This window comes from Microbulbifer regidiadema (SeqCode) (assembly GCF_052466995.1).
In genome coordinates, this window is record NZ_CP174297.1 from 1538628 (window position 1) to 1557081 (window position 18454).

At 50.9% G+C, this 18454-nt stretch carries 16 protein-coding genes; 3 read left to right on the forward strand and 13 right to left on the reverse strand.

Annotated features, from left to right (window positions below; translation table 11 throughout):
- Positions 1 to 4: 4 nt before the first annotated feature.
- The 5 genes from ACJJIK_RS06510 to ACJJIK_RS06530 are packed head-to-tail and all read right to left on the reverse strand — an operon-like array spanning position 5 to position 3245.
- Positions 5 to 421: a DUF350 domain-containing protein gene (locus ACJJIK_RS06510; RefSeq protein WP_444930590.1), complete on the reverse strand. Its 417-nt coding sequence runs from the start codon at positions 419 to 421 to the stop codon at positions 5 to 7.
- A 14-nt stretch (positions 422 to 435) separates the two neighbouring features.
- Positions 436 to 1089 carry a YjfK family protein gene (locus ACJJIK_RS06515; RefSeq protein ID WP_444930589.1) on the reverse strand — a complete coding sequence of 218 codons (654 nt, stop codon included), beginning with the start codon at positions 1087 to 1089 and terminating at the stop codon, positions 436 to 438.
- A gap of 14 nt (positions 1090 to 1103) precedes the next feature.
- The gene (locus ACJJIK_RS06520; RefSeq protein WP_444930588.1) at positions 1104 to 2144 is read right to left on the reverse strand and encodes a potassium channel family protein; all 1041 of its coding nucleotides are present in this window, start codon (positions 2142 to 2144) and stop codon (positions 1104 to 1106) included.
- 4 nt (positions 2145 to 2148) lie between these two features.
- Positions 2149 to 2844 (reverse strand): PspA/IM30 family protein, encoded by a 696-nt coding sequence (locus tag ACJJIK_RS06525; RefSeq protein WP_444930587.1) that lies wholly within the window; start codon positions 2842 to 2844, stop codon positions 2149 to 2151.
- Positions 2841 to 3245: a DUF2170 family protein gene (locus tag ACJJIK_RS06530; protein ID WP_444930586.1), complete on the reverse strand. Its 405-nt coding sequence runs from the start codon at positions 3243 to 3245 to the stop codon at positions 2841 to 2843. Before ACJJIK_RS06530 ends, ACJJIK_RS06525 begins: the two co-directional genes overlap by 4 nt.
- A gap of 148 nt (positions 3246 to 3393) precedes the next feature.
- Between ACJJIK_RS06530 and ACJJIK_RS06535 the strand changes: the two genes are divergently transcribed.
- Complete coding sequence (locus tag ACJJIK_RS06535; protein WP_108732688.1) at positions 3394 to 3708, forward strand: DUF6471 domain-containing protein; 315 nt, start codon at positions 3394 to 3396, stop codon at positions 3706 to 3708.
- Positions 3709 to 3831: 123 nt separating this feature from the next.
- Here ACJJIK_RS06535 and ACJJIK_RS06540 read toward each other — a convergent pair whose 3' ends face one another.
- The 7 genes from ACJJIK_RS06540 to ACJJIK_RS06570 all read right to left on the reverse strand — a co-directional run bounded on the left by ACJJIK_RS06540 (position 3832) and on the right by ACJJIK_RS06570 (position 15085).
- Positions 3832 to 4128: a hypothetical protein gene (locus tag ACJJIK_RS06540; protein ID WP_444930585.1), complete on the reverse strand. Its 297-nt coding sequence runs from the start codon at positions 4126 to 4128 to the stop codon at positions 3832 to 3834.
- A 75-nt stretch (positions 4129 to 4203) separates the two neighbouring features.
- Positions 4204 to 6951, reverse strand: coding sequence for a DEAD/DEAH box helicase (locus tag ACJJIK_RS06545; RefSeq protein ID WP_444944541.1), 2748 nt, complete (start codon positions 6949 to 6951; stop codon positions 4204 to 4206).
- A gap of 53 nt (positions 6952 to 7004) precedes the next feature.
- On the reverse strand, positions 7005 to 7556 hold the full coding sequence (locus ACJJIK_RS06550) for a GmrSD restriction endonuclease domain-containing protein (protein WP_444930583.1): 552 nt from the start codon (positions 7554 to 7556) through the stop codon (positions 7005 to 7007).
- A gap of 244 nt (positions 7557 to 7800) precedes the next feature.
- Entirely contained in the window at positions 7801 to 10008 is a 2208-nt protein-coding gene (locus ACJJIK_RS06555; protein ID WP_444944542.1) for a hypothetical protein, read from the reverse strand.
- Between the two features lie 301 nt (positions 10009 to 10309).
- Positions 10310 to 13411, reverse strand: a complete 3102-nt coding sequence (locus tag ACJJIK_RS06560) for an efflux RND transporter permease subunit (RefSeq protein WP_444944543.1) — start codon at positions 13409 to 13411, stop codon at positions 10310 to 10312.
- A 43-nt stretch (positions 13412 to 13454) separates the two neighbouring features.
- The gene (locus ACJJIK_RS06565; RefSeq protein WP_444930580.1) at positions 13455 to 14519 is read right to left on the reverse strand and encodes an efflux RND transporter periplasmic adaptor subunit; all 1065 of its coding nucleotides are present in this window, start codon (positions 14517 to 14519) and stop codon (positions 13455 to 13457) included.
- Between the two features lie 38 nt (positions 14520 to 14557).
- Positions 14558 to 15085, reverse strand: a complete 528-nt coding sequence (locus tag ACJJIK_RS06570; RefSeq protein ID WP_444930579.1) for a TetR/AcrR family transcriptional regulator — start codon at positions 15083 to 15085, stop codon at positions 14558 to 14560.
- A gap of 151 nt (positions 15086 to 15236) precedes the next feature.
- On the opposite strand from ACJJIK_RS06570, the gene ACJJIK_RS06575 reads away from it, so the two are divergent.
- Positions 15237 to 15626: a YchJ family protein gene (locus ACJJIK_RS06575; RefSeq protein WP_444944544.1), complete on the forward strand. Its 390-nt coding sequence runs from the start codon at positions 15237 to 15239 to the stop codon at positions 15624 to 15626.
- Positions 15627 to 15922: 296 nt separating this feature from the next.
- Here ACJJIK_RS06575 and ACJJIK_RS06580 read toward each other — a convergent pair whose 3' ends face one another.
- Positions 15923 to 17131 (reverse strand): RtcB family protein, encoded by a 1209-nt coding sequence (locus tag ACJJIK_RS06580; RefSeq protein ID WP_444930577.1) that lies wholly within the window; start codon positions 17129 to 17131, stop codon positions 15923 to 15925.
- Positions 17132 to 17559: 428 nt separating this feature from the next.
- Here ACJJIK_RS06580 and ACJJIK_RS06585 point away from each other — a divergent pair, with 428 nt between their 5' ends.
- Entirely contained in the window at positions 17560 to 18291 is a 732-nt protein-coding gene (locus ACJJIK_RS06585; RefSeq protein WP_444944545.1) for a pseudouridine synthase, read from the forward strand.
- Positions 18292 to 18454 lie beyond the last annotated feature (163 nt).

Below are 18454 nucleotides of genomic sequence, written 5' to 3' on the forward strand. Positions count from 1 at the left end.
CCAATCAGTAGCTCATGCAAGCCGCATTCAATACACCAACAGCAATGGTAGTCGCGGCCAACATAGTACCGGCACTCACCTCTCCGTCCTCAATACGCTCAACAATGCGCGGCATAAAGCCGAAACGGATAATGGCAAAGGCAATTAACTGAGCAATCAATGCGACCAGTGCCCAGATAGCAAAATCAATAATAGAAATGGAGTTACTGGCTGCACCTCCAAGGGCGATCGCAAAACCCAAAACTGCACCACCAAAACCAATAGCCGCCGCAGTATTTTTTTCTTCGCGGATCAACTTCCACTCATCGTGAGGTGTCACCAGTGCGTATAAAAATTTAAACGCAATCAAAAGTACCAGTGACAGGCCAAAGTAGGCCGCAAAATGCAAGATACCAGTCAGCAAATCATAAGGCTGGTCCATTAAAAATCTCCTTATTATCCATGTATCGTCAGTTGTGAAGGGGTCAGAGTAATGCCGGTGCTAATCACCAGGCTGCGGCTTAAATAGCCTGCATCCTCTTCTTTCTCTTCGGCTGAGAGAAAAAGGGATTCGGTTTGCTGATCAGACAATTCGCGCTCGAAAAGCATGGTGAACTGATCAGTTATGGAGTAATCACCCGTTTCGTCGTAAGTCTTTTCAGACATATGCACCGGGTTGTGGTAGTCCCCTGCTGCTGTCCATACACGGTTATAGGAGCGATCCTGAAGTTGATAACTGGGCGCGCCAATATCATTCTTTAGCAATTTATTCCAGGCTTGTTCCGAGCCGACATCCAAAGTGTCGTAAAAGTGGAACAGCTTGACATCGACAACGTGCTCATCCCGCTGTCCACCCTCGGCAATCACTTGCAGCCAGGCATCATCATCGGTGTAAAAGCGGTAAATCCAAGTGCCATCCAGTTCGACAACGCCCGCCGCCTTAATAATCTGGGTCGGAGAACAGGACTCAATAGTCAACTCATCGAGTATCAGGCGAATGGCCAAAGGGTCCAGCTCAAAGCTCGCTCCCATGCGCAAGCCCATAATTTCTGGCGTCTTGACTTTAGGAGTGTCCTTTCCCGTTATTTTATTGATCAGTTTGGTAAACATGTACCAACACCTTCTTAATTACTTTTTACATCGAAACAGCTCTTTGCATCGAGCCGCTTGGCAGAAATATAATACAGCATATCACCGGTGCCGACGTGGTCGGCCAGCCCAGGATTTACATCAATTTTAACCATTCCCTTTCTGCGCACCGCAATTAAGGTGGCGGAAAGATCCCGCTTAAAATGGTCAAACAACTCACCCACCGGCAGAGACTTAGTGCCTCGGTATTCGATGCTGTACTGAGTCATACCGTAAGTGCTGTCGAGCAACTGCCGATGCAATCGGGCAGAACCGGGATCAAGTGAGGATTTTGCCAGCATTTCTACGGCAACTGATGGGATACATTCAATACTGGGGCAGTGGGCACGGAGCAAATCACCCACATTTTCATCTTGGAAATAAGCCGTTTTATGGCTGTGTGGACTGAGTTTGTCGCAGAATAAAGCCGTCGTAAGAGTGACATCGTCCAGAGGGTTATCAATGATAATACGAGCCGCATCGGCCAGCCCTGCCCGCTGCATACTCTCCCTGTGAGAAAAGGACTCCACCCGCACAAAGTCAATTTTACCCGGCATCGGATTTTCGATATCGGCTTCGACACAGAGGACAATCTCTGTCGCACTGCCGTTCGTCTTGGAGAGCAACAACTCAATCAAGCGAAGTGTTCTGGTACCATTCCAGCCGATAATTACAGTGTGATTAATATGGTTTGTCATACGCAAGCCCTTCCTGCCGCGATGCACAAATTCTGAAATCGCAAAGCCAATCCTGGTCACAACCATGGCAAATAAGCTGAGACCCACCGGGATCACCCAGGCGGCAACCACGACTTTGCCTTCGTGACTTGCCGGGGAGAAGTCGCCATAGCCTACCGTCGATGCCGTAACGACCAACCAGTAGAAGAAATTCTCGCCCGCGACAATATCCGCTTCACCGGCGCTTTTGAGCAGCCAATAGGAAATAAAGACATAGCCGGCCACGGCTATGAGAATTGTGATTACATTGACCCGAATGAAAAGCGACGCCAGAAGGCGTCGCACTCGAAAAAGCAGCACTGTGTTAAGCCTTTTCGCGGCCCGCTAACAGTTGGGCCAGCTTATCACTACCACTTTTCTGACCACCGGGTTTGATACCCGCCGCTTTCAGCTTGGCATCCAAGCTGGAGCCGGTCTCTTCTGAGGCCAGCTCTTCCGCAGCTTCAAGCTCAGCAGCGCGCTGCTCCTGCTTGTCTTTGATGCGGTCCAGGCTGTCCAGTGCCGTTTTGATTTTGCTGTTCGCACCCATATGGCGGGAGGAAACCGCTACCTGTGCTTTTTGAACCGACTCAGTCGCTTTGATCTGATCGATCTGCTGCTCCATGCGGCGCACATTGGTTTTCGCCTGGCTAATATTGCCTTTCAAGGTGCGCTCGGAGCTCAGGAATCCATCCAGGATACTGCGCTCAGTCTCCAGCTGGCTTTCCAGCTCAGAAACGCGCTCCGCGCACTCAAGTGCAAGTTCGTTATCGCCCTTTTCACTCGCGTTGATAGCGTGAGTGCTATAGGTTTCAACATCGGCTTGCAGCGCCTGAACTTTACCTTCAGTCAATTTGCGCTTGGCCATGATTTTGGTCAGGTTTTCGTCGCAAGCTTTCAATTCTGCCTTTGCCTCCCGTAGTTCTTGGTCAAGAATACGAATCGATTGGCTATCCGCTACGGCTTCTGTTCCCTCGTTAACTGCGCCTTTCAATGCAGTCCAAATTCTTTTAAGGCTCATGCTACACCCTCCGTTTCAAAGTGATCGGCAAATAAATCCAGGAAGTCACCCACATTGGAGAACAGGGTTTCAACTTCCTCTATAACAACTTCGTCCTTACTGGAAACTGACAGAGCACCGAAAGCAACATAGTAGTTTTCACCACCAATATTCTTAATCGCAATGGCTGTCAATGGCACCAATTGATGTGTCTGTAGAACCATTTCATTGAGCGCTGCCACATCATCTACCTGGCTTACGGGAAACAGTATGCTTTCTACAACTATCTGCTTCTCGCCAACATAGACAAACGCATCGACGCCTTCATCGTTGGAAATGCTGAGGCAATCCCCCTCAGACTCAACCACCCAACCGGAGTGGTTGTCCGCCAACTGGCGCAGGTTCTCATTGTTCCAGGTCATCTCAACTCCCTCGCTGTGGAATATTGGTCACAAATATAGCACCAAAAAATCTGCGGTCAATAACTTATTACAAACTAATGTTGCAAATAATACACACAAAGATAATATTTACCACATTGGTGATAGTGAATAGGACGGAGTAGAGCCCATGGACCACAAGCAAAGCCTGAGCAACCAGCAAGCATTAACCCCCTACAAGCAGGCAATTGCTCGCTATGTGCGCGCATCAATGGCTTTAAAGGGTATGCGCTACGGGGATCTCGCCCAAGCACTGGCCGAGAGAGGAATTTCAATGACACCGGAAAACCTGCGCAGCAAAGTCAGCAAGTGCATGTTTTCAGCAGATCTATTGGCGGCCATCATCGATGCCATGTCGGTGGAAGACAGCGCCATGCTTGAAATCCTCAAGCAGGCCCGTGAGCTGCAAGATCGAGGACTCTATGCCGAGCAGGAGAAAAGCTAACACGCCACTCCGCTAGACTCCAGTACACGCGATCACACTTTGACTCAATCGTCAGAAGTAATGATGCCTATCCACCAATGGACGGGGGCACAGCGCCACCTGGGCTGCGCCATTACCGGTGAGTTAGTAGTGATACAATTTGACTACGGGCTCACCATTCCCGCATTTGCCAACAACTTCGGGCTCTGAGAGCTTAGCTCCTGCGGGAATTACCTTATTCGTTGGCCACCAGACAAAACAGGCGTACCTAAAATTGACTGCCCAGTTACAGTAGAGGCGCCCATCCTCCTCCTCATAGAAGCGCGCCTGACAGAAACTTAGCGTGGGACTCCGCACCCCCTGCGGGGGATCGGCCAGAGAGATTTGTACTCCAGTAATCACCGTCATACCGAGAGAGAGAATCAGCAACCAGGATTTCATGGATTTACTCTGGGACTTAACTCAAACCTCTTTGAAGATTAGCAGTTGCGGCGCAACTTTCATCTGCGAGTACTGCTAACTACTTAAAGTCTCAGGCAGCGCTACTTCCCCACCCCGGAGGATGGCCAACAACTGCCCGGTACAATCCTGACGATTTTTTAGCCAGCTGATATAAGGAAGAGGCAAAACTGGGACGCCCGCCCGGTACAGCGCCCTGTAAATCTTCACACTGAAATATGACTCGTAATCGCCGGGGTAGCCTATCAGGTCAATACCTATACAGCGTCCACCCACTAAACACACCACATCCACAACCTGCCCAGCCACAGGAAAACCCACCCAGTGAGGAATTTCCTGTTGAGTTAATAGCTGACTGACCTCAGTGGCAAAGTGACACACCGCCTTTTCACCTGCCTGGTGGCCAGCAACGAAATGTGAGAACTCAGCATATCGGCGCAAAAGGTTGCTTGAAGGCAGAGCCTTAGGCTCAATCGACAGGGCGACCAACTGCTTTTCTTTTGCGCGGGTAATTGCAACGTTAAACATATCTGCGCGGTTGAGGTAGCTGGCCGCACGCAGTGACTGGCTATCAATGGCCATGGAAATAAGCATTAAATCCCGCTCCTCTCCTTGAAAGCCATAGGGTGTGGCAACCCGCACAGAGAAGCTCTGCAACTGCTGCGCGGAAAAGACCTTGCTCAACTCCCCCTCCAGGTAGTCAGCCTGATCCCGATAGGGAGACAAAACACCCACTGACGGCGGAATTGCAGCACCGACATAGCGCTCGAAATGCACTTTCAACTGCGCAATAACCCAATCGCGCTCTACAGGGTTTCTACCGTTTTTGCCCCGGCGCCCGGGTAGTTGATGGAACTCCAATGCCGATTGCGGCAATGGTTTGGGCCTGGCCCGCATAATCTTCAGGCGCTCGGAGTAAAAAGCATGATTACTAAATGCAATCAGCTCTGGATGACTGCGAAAATGCTCATCCAACATCACAACGGCCCGCTGAGTCGGAATCATATCGGACACCAAATCCAGCAGTGATTGATCCCTATAACCCAGCCTGGTCGGCAAATCGGTATCTCCCATCACCCCCTGCCAGATAGCCAGTTGCCGCTTGCGGGAGAGAAATGAGACGTGTCGTAACTGCTTACCATCACCGACAATCACTGCCCTCTCAGCCCGAAAAAGAGCCGGTAGTGAACTGGCAATATCGCACTGAGTGGCCTCATCAAAGATCACCAGATCAAACATTGCCGGCAATAGCGGCAGCACTTCACTGAGCTCATCGGCCTCCACTAACCATATGGGAAACGCCTGTAAAACCACCCCCATATCGGTCCGGGCAAAGCGCTCGGCCTGAACCTTGGAAGTTCGCGATCGCAAGGCCTGGTTAAACTGGCTCAGGATGCCCCTGCTCTTTTCCAGAAGGCTACGCAATTTCTCTCGACGGTAACTATTCAGATACTGACTCGCGAGACTCTCAAAGTGGCGCCGCTGGCTATCAATCGCGCCTTGCGACTCCCACAGGCTTTTAACGCTCAAGCGATTTGCAAAGAGCCTCCCGATATATCGCACCACCCACTGGGCAAGCCGGCCCGCGCCAATAAAGCGCGCCAGCCGCAGCGCTTTGGCAAAGCGCCTTTCCAAGCCCCCCAAATCACGATAGGCCCTCTTCACCGCCTTCCTAAGCTGGGAGGGATTTTCCCCGAGGGGCCCCACCCCCTCTTTCAACAAACTATCGAGGTGAGCTTTTAAACTGGGGATAAAGCCCCGCTCCCCCCGATGCACATAGCCCTGGGTAAGACCGTATTCATCGCGTAATTTATCCCGCACCACATCCAGCGCTTGCGGGGTTTTCGATACCACCAAAACGCTTTCACCGTGCAGCACTCGGTCGATCACCATAGCCGCGATCGTAAAACTCTTTCCCGTACCTGGCGGCCCAGAAACAAGGCTTAATGGAAAGCGGGCTGCATTCTCCAATGCACTCTCCTGAGCACTACTCAGCAGCCCCGGCAACATATCGGGCTCAGAATCCTTCTGCTGGGTTCCACTGGAACAACCCCCCAACAATGCCTGTAGCGGTGCGGGTAAGTTTTTCTCCCGATTTAAAAGCTGTAGCTCGTGTAATACTCCCCGGGAGCCCCTGGATCTATCCGCCAGAATTAGCGCACTCGCGGAAACCAGGGACAGCTGGGTACTCTTCACCGCGCTTTCAACAACGGCCTGTTCGCTCAGATTGGGCCAACGCCCCAGCTCCTCTACATTTTCCAACACGGTATAACGGGCTAACCAGCGACCAATGCCGGCTAACTGTGTCGTGGACAGCGGTAAAGAAAGTGTTGGGAAACTATCGGTTATTGAGGAATCGATATCCGGCTTTAAAAGCTGGCGCAAAACCGGGAGATTAACCTGAATATTTACCGAGTTAACCTCTGCGAAATAATCTTCGTCAAGATATAACTTGGCCGGGAAATAAAGCAGAGGCGCACAGAGCTTGCGCCTTGCCGTCAACCCAGACTGCTGGGCGTAATTTCCACAGATAAACAAGCAGCCATAGATCAGGCGCCGCTCTTTGCGGTAAGTATCCACCTGCTCCAGAAGTTTTACTCCCGCAGTGTCGGCGACAGGTATACGCGGCAATTCATCACTGCCCAAGTAGTCTCGTTCATCTATAAATAGACGCCGACTGACCTTGAGACTCAGAATATTATTGAGGGAGAGGTCGTAACTGTCAGCCCGATAACAGCGCCGAAAGTACTCGATTAACTTCTTGGAGGGGTATGGCATAGCGGCCAACTGCTTGCTGGAGGACAACAAAATTCTAGCGGAAGCTGGAATCTTGTTATACCCCCAGAGGCCGCTTACCCTCAGCTACCAGCCTTTAGCAATTGATACTTGCGGCGCTCGTGCTCACTCAGTTGCAGGCCATATTTATTCACAATGGCCATAAATCGCTTGAGATAAACCTGCTTTACCGGCGCATAGGGCGGCATCCACTGGTCCGGCCCCTTATGACCTTTGCTCTGGTTGCGGCCATCATCGACCAACCATAAGTTTTCCACATCCTCTGCAAACCGCTGCTTTCGCTTGCGAGTCCAATTAGCCCCGCCGTGATCGTGAGCCCACTTTAGCGGCACAATATGCTCCACATCCAGGTCCGATGCCTTTACAAAGAAGCCGCCGGTATAAGGATCCAACCACAAGCCCGAATCCACCTTGCAGCGGTTGGAGCGAGTATAAGTTACCGGGGATAATGAATAGCGAATCAGCAATTCATGGCGCGTGTCCTGGCAATCCCGATCGGAATCAGACCACTTGGGCAACCACTCCTCCCGATCATAAGGCACCGCAAGAGCGGAACAACTGAAGAAAAACACAAAAACAAAAGAGAACAATCTAGAGACTGACCGAATACTCATACATCAACTACCCATCAAATTCTGAGCAGTAGATTACAAGAAATTACGCGCCAATTGTATGCGCGGGTTCAAATCAACAGAAAGTGGTCCACAGTGATAAAAAAACACCCCCAACAAAAATAAGGCTACAGAAAGAGAGACAAAGAGAAGCGCAGATCGGGGAAATGGTAAAATTTGAGATAAAAATACCCTGCCAGATGAGCGCCCGGCAGGGTACAAGTTTCCCGCTTAAGAAAATATTTTGTTACTTGTCCAGCCCCACCGCCTGAGGGATATAAATTGCATGCAACTGCCCTCCAGCCATCATTTCCTGTATCAATTGTGTGGAGGGGCCACCCTTTTGGTCGCGCACGTTAAAAGAGTTCAGATAGCTATCCACACGCCCTTCAAAGTCATAGTGAAACTGGGTTGAACTCAAAAACCAGCCATCACCCAGAATATCACCCACATAAATAACACCCGAAGCTTCAGCATCGGTAGAGAGCGCAGCCTCTATTCCAGTATCATCCAGGCCACTGCGAACCTTGGAAGATTGCGAGTAGTACTGCCGGTAGGGCTTATTGGCCACATGCTCTTCCAGCAGCGTCCGATACTCCCCATCTGTAGGCTCAGCATCCAACTCCCCGCTGGCCAACTGCTGCTCGATCTTCAGGTCGAGTTCATCTTGACTATCGCCGATAATTTCCCGGTTGAATTCAGCGACACGAATCATCTCCCCGGTTTCAGGGTCTAATACGTAAATTGGCGAGTAGTAATTGGATTTATCCAGCTGCAACACCAAGCGGGTTTTATTATCGACACCGGCAACCGCTGCCATGTTGTCGAAATTTTCATAATTATCAGTGATATCACCATCGGATTTACTACTCACCACCCGCTTGATCAATCCCCCATCCGCCGGCTTGGCGATATCCGCAAACTCGAGTTGATAGATACCGTATTTGGCCCCGAAGTAAAAAGCATTGGGGTCTAAGGGGTCCCAGTCACCATCTTCGGGAGAGCGCCACTGAGAAACTGCCATGCCAGTGGTGTGATTACGGAAGGCCTCCTGGCTCATATCGCGAATATCTTCAGGCTTTCCATCGCCGTCAGTATCCTGGCTGGAGAGTTGCACCAGCTCAAATACCAACTCGCCGTGGTCGAAGAGCGCCCGATTATCGCTATCACTAAAATCAATGACCGGCGCACCGTCGCTATCCAGAACTCTCACTGCGTACAGCTCACCATTGGTCAAGCCCGCTTTATCAACTTCACTACCCTCATTAGTTTTTTCGCCAATATAAACCGTGAGGAAGCCCCCATTGCGATAAGCGTCATCCTCACCACTGCGCGGGCGTTCATCATCGATAGATAGCAGTACCGTCTTATCCTGTGCTTTATAGTTAGGTACGATATTTTCAAAGCGAGACTTACCCAGCAGTGGCAATTCATAAGCATCGCCAGCATTATCACCCGTGGTTAAGACGGCTATACCGCGACCGATATAAATTTCGGATTTATCGTACTCATAGACAGATTCGATCTCACTCTTGGCTTTTGCTTCACCACTGATACTGCCAAAGGCATCGAACCGAAGCCCTTCGTAACCCCGCTTCTCAACCAGGCCGTCGTAATAAGTTTTGAGACTCTCACCACCATCACTCTCTTCGCCAGTCAAGAACATCCGCACCTGGGTACCCTTGCCACTTGCGGCATTATAAAACGCTGTTGCAGCGGGTAGAGTCGCGGAGCAGAAGCGCTCAAATGCCCCTGTATTCACAAGGTCTCCATCCGCATCGAAATAGGGTTTCATCTGTGTTACGTAGGTATAGCCCGGTGATTTGACCACCTCACCATCCGTGTCATACAAGGTGCGCCGCCAGGCGTAAACACCTTTAATCAGGTCTTCACCACCTTCGATTTCACCGGTAGTTTTATTGATTACCCATTTTGAAACAAAAGTGCCCGTTGATCGGAGGCTGCGATTTGAGTTTTCCAGCACAACCCCGTCACCCCCAACAAAGTTGTAGTGCTCCTGGTTCATAAATAGCGTAAATGTACCGTCATCATTATCCAGGTAACCCAGACCATCTGGCTCTCCAGATAACACATAGAGACCGTCGGTATCTGCGGCATCGAGACTGGGGTGCTCTTCAAATATAGGTAGCAGGTCCGATTGGGGAACCTCTTCACGGGTGTAGTCAGTGGGGAGGTAGCCATTGCTGAGCAGGTTGATCACCTTGACGTTTGCAGCCGTGGCGACAACGTGGGGTTGCTGCATAGTCGAAGGACCTATATGCGCAGCGGCCTCGACGCCGGCCACAGACTCAAATAAACTGACCTCCTCGGGCACTTCCGGGACTGGAATTTCCACCAGCGGACCACTGTTACCATTATCGCCACCACAACCTGCCAAAATTGTCGGCATAGCGACAGCCAGCACTGCTCTTTTGAAAAACAGATAATTTTTCATTGCCACTCCAATGCGCTTATTCCCCACCCAAAGGTAGTTCTGGTTATAAAGGCGGCATAGAGTAGTAATGCTTAATGACAGACTGAATAAGGTTTTATTACAAGCAGTGAATAATCTAACTCAATAAATTTTCTTTTTTAAATAAAAATATTCACATTGCAAAAAGGAAAGCTGCCTACCGAGAAAAACTGAGGCATCACAGAATTATTCAGAGAATTTCTGATACAAAAAAGCCCCGCAACAAGTTCGCTATCACTTGCTGCGGGGCCTTTAGAGTTAGCCTAAGTCAAGGCAAAGTATTTTAAGCCGATACCGGTTCGCTAATAGCCGTTTCTCTGCGCTTCGCTTTGGCTTCATCACCGATAACTTCACTGGGTTTAACCTTGTGGAATACGGCATAGAACACGGGAATTGCAATCAGCGTCAATACCGTAGCAAATCCGAGTCCTCCCATAATTGTCACCGCCATATCGGCAAAGAAAGCATCGAACAGAAGCGGTGACATTCCCAAAATGGTAGTGACAGCAGCGAGGAACACCGGGCGCAAACGACTGACGCTCGCCTGCTGGATTGCCGTCAATCTGGGTAGGCCTGCATGGGTCTGCACCTCAATTTCATCCACCAGTACCACGGCGTTTTTAATCAACATCCCAGATAAGCTGAGCACCCCGAGAAGTGACATAAATCCAAATGGCAGCCCCGTCGCCAATAGTCCAACAACCACACCCACCAGGCACATAGGCACAACCAGCCAGATAATCACCGGCTCCCGCACAGTGCCAAACAGCAATATGGATACCAGGATCATAATCAGGAAGCCCAGGGGCAGGCCTTTACCCAGTGACTTCTGCGCATCGGAAGAGCTTTCATACTCACCGCCAAACTCAACCTTAAAGCCCGGGGGTAACTTCATTTCCTCAACCCAGGGACGTATGCGGCCAAAGGCTGCCATCGCCGTCACTCCCTCAGGCGCATCTGCACTGATGGTAATGGTTGGCACCCTGTTGCGCCTCTGAATCAGCCCCTCATCTGCGGTCAATTCAAACTCGGTAATCAGCTGTCCCGCCGGAATATAGCCCTGCTCATTGGGGCTCCATACCAAGCGATCCTCCAGAGAACCCACTTGATTGCGGTCTCCCTCCGGCATACGGGCAACGATGGGGATAATACGGTCACCGCTTTCAAAGTCGCCCACGGTGTAACCCGCCGTGGCAAACTGAATCATACGACTGACATCGGCATTGGTAACCCCGGCTACCCGCGCCCGCTCATCATCTAAGTGTGCATGGAGAGTGGGTTCACGGCTGCGCCAATTGTGACGGATATCCTCCAGCCCCTTCTCGCGGAACTGCTGCTCCACACTGACCGCCAAGGCACGCAGTGTCTGGTAATCCTGACCGGAGATGCGCACTTCAACGTCCGCTCCTCCGCCGGGACCAAATACCAGGCGCTTGAATGTAATCAGCGCTTCCGGCTGCGCTACTCGCAATTGCGCCCTGGCATCCTCAATCAGCTGGGGAATCTGCTCCCGATTTTCGGCGCGCACTATCAACTGGCCGTAGGAAGCATTGGGCGGCTCGGGCGCATAGGTCAGCATAAAGCGATCGGCACCGCGACCAGCCACCGCCGTTACAGAGACGACTTCATCGCGCTCCTTAAAGAAGGCCGTCGCTTCCTGGAGTGCCTTATCGGTACGGTTAATATCACTGCCCTGAGGCATGTAGTAGTTCACGTAAAAAAGCGGGGCATTTGAATTGGGGAAGAAGCCCTGCTTTACAAAGCCAAAAGCAAAGTAGCTAGCCAGGGTCACCACCACAAGCACCGCAATTGTCAGGCCCCGACGCTTTAATGCTCCGGATAGAGCCGCAGAATACATATTGTAGAAGCGGCCATTGTAGGGATCTTCCGAGTCAGCCTGTTTGCCCGGCTTAAACAGGTGGTAACCCAGATAAGGGGTAATGGTAATCGCCAAGATCCAGCTGAGCAGCAGGGAGATACCGATAACCGCAAACAGGGAGAAAAGGAACTCACCGGTAGCATCATCGGACAAACCGATACCGGAGAACGCCATAATACCGATAATCGTCGCACCCAGTAGTGGCCAAAAGGTCTGGCGCACTACACGCCTGGCAGCGCTCTGGGGCTCTTCTTTTCGCTGAACCCCCATCAACATGCCTTCCGCCACCACGATGGCATTATCCACCAACATACCCATGGCAATAATCAGGGCACCGAGAGAGATCCGCTGCAAATTCAACCCGAACAGGTTCATGATTAACACGGTACCCAACACGGTCAGGCCGAGGACTGTGCCAACCACAACACCGGAGCGCCAGCCCATAAATACACACAGTACAAGGGTTACGATCACGACGGAGGAGACCAGGTTAAACAGGAAGCCGTCGACGCTCTCCTCTACCACCTGGTGCTGCTCATAGACAGGGTGAATCTCTACACCCAGGGGCAGAGCCTGCTTAATCTGTTCAAACCTGGCCTCTACCGCCTTGCCGACATTCACGATATTGGTATTTTCCGCACCGGCCACACCGAGCAGGATGGCCTGCTTACCGTCAAAGCGGGCGATAAAACTGGGGCTATCATCGTAGCCGAGAGAAATATCCGCGATATCCCGCACTGCCAACATTGCGGTAGAACCGGGCACACCGACGAGAATATTGCGAATCGATTCCAGGTCGCTCGCCGGATTATCGACCAGTATGCGGGTGCGCAAGTCCCGGTCACCAATTTCACCGACTTTCTGGGTCGAGCTTTCTAATTGCAATACCTGCGCTAAATCATCCAGAGAGAAACCAAACTGAGCCAGACGCGATTCGTCGATATCCAGGTAGGCCACTTCATCGATAATGCCCGAGCGGGACACCTTGGCAACGCCCTCGACTCCCAACAGTTCCCGGCGAATGGCTTTGGTTATCTCACGCATTTCGCTCAGCGAGAACCCCTCGCCGGTAATCGCATAATAAATGCCGTAAACCTCACCGAAGTCGTCATTCACAATAGAGGGCAAAGCTCCGCTGGGCAGGCCGCTTTGCGCATCATTGACCTTGCGCCGCAGCTCATCCCAAACCTGGGCGAGTTCCTGCGAGGCATACTGGTCCTTGATTTCCACACGAATCTCGGACATTCCCGGGCTTGAAGTGGAAGTGACCTTATCGAGCTGCCCCATCTGCTGGATTGCCACCTCAAGTTTTTCGGTGACTTCCTCCTCTACACGCTGGGCACTGGCCCCTGGATAGAAGGTGTAAACACGGGCTTCCTTGATCGTAAACGCTGGATCTTCCAGGCGACCAATATCTGAAAGCCCCCAGAGACCACCGATCAGGCAAATTAGCATCAATAGCCAGCTATACACTGGCTTTTCTATAAATACGTCAGAAATTTTCACAACATTTTCCCTACTGTTAACAGGGCCAGAGCTGACACACTAATTAGTGCTGTGCGTAATTGCGAACTTTTGCACCGTCATAAAGGTGCTGGCCACCGGTAGCGACCAACTTCATAGCGGGGCTAATGCCATCTTTAATTTGTACAGACTCTCCATCGGTACGCCCGAGAGCCACTGGAGCCTTAGACACAGACTGATCTGCGTTAATCTGCCAAACATAGGGGTTGCCCTCAGGGCCAGTCTGTATTGCCGAGAGGGGAATCCACAGGTCAGCGCTCGTTTTGTTCAGTTTTACATTAACGCGAGCGGTCATTCCTGGAAGGATTTGTACATTCTCGGGACGGGGCATCCCAAACTCGACAACGTAAGTTTGGGTCACACTGTCGGCCTCAGCCTGGTGCTCACGATAGGTGAGCGGAAACTCTTTGCCCGGCAAAAATTCAAATTCGGCAGTCATCGAGTTGACCTGCTCCTCATTTACCGTGGCCAACATTTTTTCAGGTACGGAAATTTGAATTCGAACTTCGGAAATATTCTGCAAGCGGACAATGGCTTGGCCTGGCTGGATATTGGTGTAATTCTCAACCAGCTGGCGAGTCGCCAGGGCGTCGAACGGAACCCTCAACTGGGTGTAGGCCAAATCCTGCTCAGCGCGCTCCAGAGTCACTTTAGCCAGGTCAAAATTACTCTTCGTTTCATCCAGCTGCTGCTGCGAGATAACTTTTGAGCCTGCGAGAGAGCGCTGTCGATTTAAAGTTTTTTCCAGCAACTCCACGTTTAGACGGGCTTCTTTTACCCTGCGCTGGTAATCCCGCTGATCCAGTTCCGCAATCAGGGTACCCTTTGGAATAATTTCCCCCTCACGAATGCTGAGTTTGTCCAGTTTACCCCCCACCTGGAAAGACAGGTCGACACTCTGTACTGCCCTGACACGGCCGGCAAACTGTCGATCTTTAACCTCGTCATTACTGGCAACAGTAGCCACTTTTACCGGCCACAGGCGCTCGGCCTGGGCCTGCTCTGTTTTCGGCTCAGAACACCCTGCAAGAACTGCAACGGCAGCCATCAAAATAGCCAGTGAGAAACGCGATCTTGGCGATATATTCATATTCATCATCCACAAACTGTATTAACTGGGCCCGACCTTCAGTTCAGATCGGCAGAGAGTGCCAGCAGGCGCCCCCGTAAACGTTCAATAATTGGGTCTTCAGGTTCAACCACACCGAGTACTCGCCCCAGAAACATCCCCTGAGCCGCCAAGATCAGCAATTCCGCCATCTCCGGGTCACGATACGCATCGCAGATGTCACGTCGTCGCTGCTCTTCTTTATCTTTTACCGGTCCCAACAACATGGGGTCTTCAGCTACGGCGGCAATCAGTGAGCGGGGCAGTCCCTCGTCGTCATCCATCAACTCAAAAATGCTCTTTAAGCGGGATACCAAAAGGCTGTCCCCGGAGGACACAAAAGTCGAAACACTGCTATCCTCACGGGCAATCGCCGCCTCCAGCATCGCCTGCAAGAGTGACTGCTTGGTTCTAAAGTGATGAATTAAGCCACCTTTACTCAGCCCACACTGTGCAGCCACCGCATCCAGGGTCAACTTACGCGCCCCGCGCTCCCGCACTACTTCTTCCGCTGCTCGCACAATGGCAGCTTTGTCGACTCTAGACACATGACCTCCTGGGCATTACCAAGCAAAACCAACCGGTTGGTCGGCATCTTAGCGGCAACGTTGGAAAGGTCAAGCTATGCTACGATCTCCCGCCACAAAACCTGGTTAAAAAGTGCTGCGAGCGCTTAAGCTCACACTGGAGAGACAATCTATGACGGATCGGTACTGCCCCTGCGGATCGGGCAAAGCCCTTGAGGGATGCTGCGGGCTCTATCTATCGGGAAAGGCTTACCCCAATACCGCCGAAGCGGTTATGCGCAGCCGCTATACCGCCTTTGCAACGGGAAATTTTCGCCATTTAATCAAAACCTGGCATCCCGACACCTGCCCGGAACTACAAGCCGAGGATATTGAAACTCAGTGGACACGACTGGAAGTGATCAAAAGTAAGGCGGGACTGAAGAAATCGATCGTGGAGTTTAAGGCCTGGTATACCGAAAACGACCAAGAACACCTGATCCACGAAATCTCACTGTTTAAACTGCACAAAAAACGCTGGGTATATTTAGAGGCCCTACCCGACTGGCCCAAGGGGAAATAGGCTAGAGGAAAATTGTTGCCTATCGGAAAGATAACCACAAAGAAAGGACAGCGGCAAAAGCCTGGGGGCGGGAGTCCCTCAACTCCCGCACCTCTTTACGAAGTTTTTGCTTACTTGCGAAGCGACGCGAAGATTTCGCTTTTACATGGGGGCCACCCTTGCGCATAAGCGGATTTCGCGCGACGTAACTACGTATCTTGTCTTTCTTTTTCATATATATTTTACCTTTTTACTCTCAACCATTAATTACACTCTCCGGGAATTTTTTACTTAATAGCCACATTAATACAGCCTCACTAACCCTTGATACAAATTACCTGACGCAGAGTGTGCACCACTTCCACCAGGTCAGACTGGTTTTCCATCACCTGATCAATATCCTTATAAGCCGCCGGGATCTCATCTAGAACACCGTTATCCTTGCGGCACTGCACGCCTCGGGTCTGATCTTCCAAGTCCTTTCTGGAAAATCGCTGGCGAGCGGCCGAGCGGCTCATTTTGCGCCCGGCCCCGTGGGAGCAGGAGCAAAATGATTCTGTATTGCCGAGCCCCCGCACAATAAAAGACTTGGCCCCCATAGAGCCGGGAATAATTCCCAGCTGATCTTTCTGAGCACTAATTGCCCCTTTGCGAGTTACGAACACATCTTTATCAAAGTGACGCTCGCGAACAACGTAGTTGTGATGACAGTTGATCGCCTCGGTGGTCAAAGTGAACTTTGGCAAACTTGCCTTCAGACACCCAAGCACAAGCTTCATCATCTCCTGGCGATTCCAGCGCGCATATTCCTGCGCCCAGTTAACCGCCTCGATATAGTCATCAAAATTCTGGCAACCCTCGGAAAAATAGGCCAGATCCTTATCTGGAAGGTTGTGCATATGACCCGTCATATCCCGCCGGGCCAACTGAATAAAGTGCCGGCCAATAGCATTGCCAATCCCTCGACTGCCCGAGTGCAGCATCACCCATACAGCACCGCTCTCATCGAGACAAATTTCGATAAAGTGGTTGCCGCTTCCCAGAGTACCCATCTGGGTTACCCAGGTTTTTTGTGGCTGATGCAGTTTTTTCAGAAGTCCTGGATGCTTGGAAAACAATCTATCCACACCGGGAGCTAAATGTTTGCAGGCAGATTCCCTGGCGCTGATCAGTTTATGTCGTCCCTGACCAACCGGCACTTTCACCTCAATGGCGTCCCGCAATGCTTTAAGATTGTCTGGCAGCTGATGGGCCCGCAGCGAAGTACGTACCGCATTCATTCCACAACCAATATCCACCCCGACAGCAGCTGGAATTATCGCGCTTACTGTCGGGATTACCGATCCTACCGTTGCCCCCACCCCCAAATGCACATCCGGCATAGCCGCAACATGGGAATGTACAATAGGCAGCTGGGCAATATTTTTTAATTGTTGCATCGCCCTCGGCTCGACATCATCGGTATAGATCTTTACCGGCACCGTGCCGGGCGGTGCATTTCGATTTAGCACTGTTTTTACAGGCATATTTTATCCCTGGATTAATCCACTTAATTGAAAGGGCAATCCAAGCTAAAACAAAAAAGCCCCGGCATCTGCCAGGGCTTTTAGAAGGTCTGGCTTGGAAAGCAAAATCACTCTCCAAGCTCAAGCGCGTGAAAAGCAATTAAACAAATAAACTCTTGATATCTACATTTCGCATTTCACGGCTCCTTAGTGGTGCGACCCACTGAAAAAATACTACCAGTTAGAACGCCAACCCCAAAATGGGATCGGCAATGGAATTTACGTGCAGTTTATTCTCATTTGGTACCATGTCAAGCCTGTTTTTTTATTTATCGCTAAAAATTTATCCTGACACCACCAACCAATTTCCCCTCCTCAGCATAGCCTGGAACTCCGCTATACCATAAAATTGCGCTACCGCAGTAACAATCCAGCCGCCAGCGCAAAAAATGACCACTCAAGTACCAACCATTCTCTTTGAGGACGACTATCTTCTTGCCGCTTATAAACCTGAGGGGTGGCTTGTTCACAGGTCTGAAATAGACCGCCATGAACAGCGAGTGCTCTTACAGTACTTGAGAAACCTCTGTGGCAGCTTCCTCTATCCCGTACATCGACTGGATAAACCCACCTCGGGAGTGATTATTTTTGCCAAAAGTAGCGATATTGCCGCACGGCTACAACAGCAGTTAGAGAGCGATCTTTCTGCAAAAAAATATATTGCTGTCTGTAGAGGATATAGCCCCGAAGAGGGCGTTATTGACCATGCGCTGCCACCTGTTGCCGATTTTAAACACCAAAGGAAGCGTCCCAAAGCAGACCTGCCACGCCAGCAGGCTATTACGCTCTACCGGCGATTAGAAACCATTGAATTGCCCTACGAAGTGGATCGCTACCCCTCAAGCCGCTACTCCCTGGTGGAGATTCAACTAAAAACTGGACGGCGCCATCAAATAAGAAGGCATTTCAAGCATATCCACCACCCCCTGATTGGCTGCCCTAAATATGGAAAATCAACCCACAACCGTTTTTTTGCCAATGAACTGGAGTGCCCTCGCCTATTATTGCACGCATCAGAACTAGAGCTGGAGCACCCGGTAAGCGGCTCTCGATTAAAAATACAAAGTGCGATCCAGGGAAGCTTCTTACAATTAATTCAGCGATTTAAATGGGTATTTTGACTGTGGAGCTGCCACTCAGCGGAGGCGACAGCGCCCAACCCACAGCTGCGCAATTTAACAAAAGCTACTGGAAAGAAAACGCTGCGATCGAGATTCTACCAGGCGAGCTGACAGGGACCTGTTAACGGCGAGCCTTAAGTACTGTGTATTCTCCCCCTCTAAT

Bases quoted from the DNA above. Each gene is read 5' to 3' on its own strand.
- ACJJIK_RS06585 (WP_444944545.1), top strand. From the start codon at position 17,560: ATGACCACTCAAGTACCAACCATTCTCTTTGAGGACGACTATCTTCTT.
- ACJJIK_RS06550 (WP_444930583.1), bottom strand. From the start codon at position 7,556: ATGAGTATTCGGTCAGTCTCTAGATTGTTCTCTTTTGTTTTTGTGTTT.
- ACJJIK_RS06525 (WP_444930587.1), bottom strand. From the start codon at position 2,844: ATGAGCCTTAAAAGAATTTGGACTGCATTGAAAGGCGCAGTTAACGAG.
- ACJJIK_RS06510 (WP_444930590.1), bottom strand. From the start codon at position 421: ATGGACCAGCCTTATGATTTGCTGACTGGTATCTTGCATTTTGCGGCC.
- ACJJIK_RS06575 (WP_444944544.1), top strand. From the start codon at position 15,237: ATGACGGATCGGTACTGCCCCTGCGGATCGGGCAAAGCCCTTGAGGGA.
- ACJJIK_RS06580 (WP_444930577.1), bottom strand. From the start codon at position 17,131: ATGCCTGTAAAAACAGTGCTAAATCGAAATGCACCGCCCGGCACGGTG.
- ACJJIK_RS06535 (WP_108732688.1), top strand. From the start codon at position 3,394: ATGGACCACAAGCAAAGCCTGAGCAACCAGCAAGCATTAACCCCCTAC.
- ACJJIK_RS06555 (WP_444944542.1), bottom strand. From the start codon at position 10,008: ATGAAAAATTATCTGTTTTTCAAAAGAGCAGTGCTGGCTGTCGCTATG.
- ACJJIK_RS06515 (WP_444930589.1), bottom strand. From the start codon at position 1,089: ATGTTTACCAAACTGATCAATAAAATAACGGGAAAGGACACTCCTAAA.
- ACJJIK_RS06565 (WP_444930580.1), bottom strand. From the start codon at position 14,519: ATGAATATATCGCCAAGATCGCGTTTCTCACTGGCTATTTTGATGGCT.
- ACJJIK_RS06540 (WP_444930585.1), bottom strand. From the start codon at position 4,128: ATGAAATCCTGGTTGCTGATTCTCTCTCTCGGTATGACGGTGATTACT.
- ACJJIK_RS06530 (WP_444930586.1), bottom strand. From the start codon at position 3,245: ATGACCTGGAACAATGAGAACCTGCGCCAGTTGGCGGACAACCACTCC.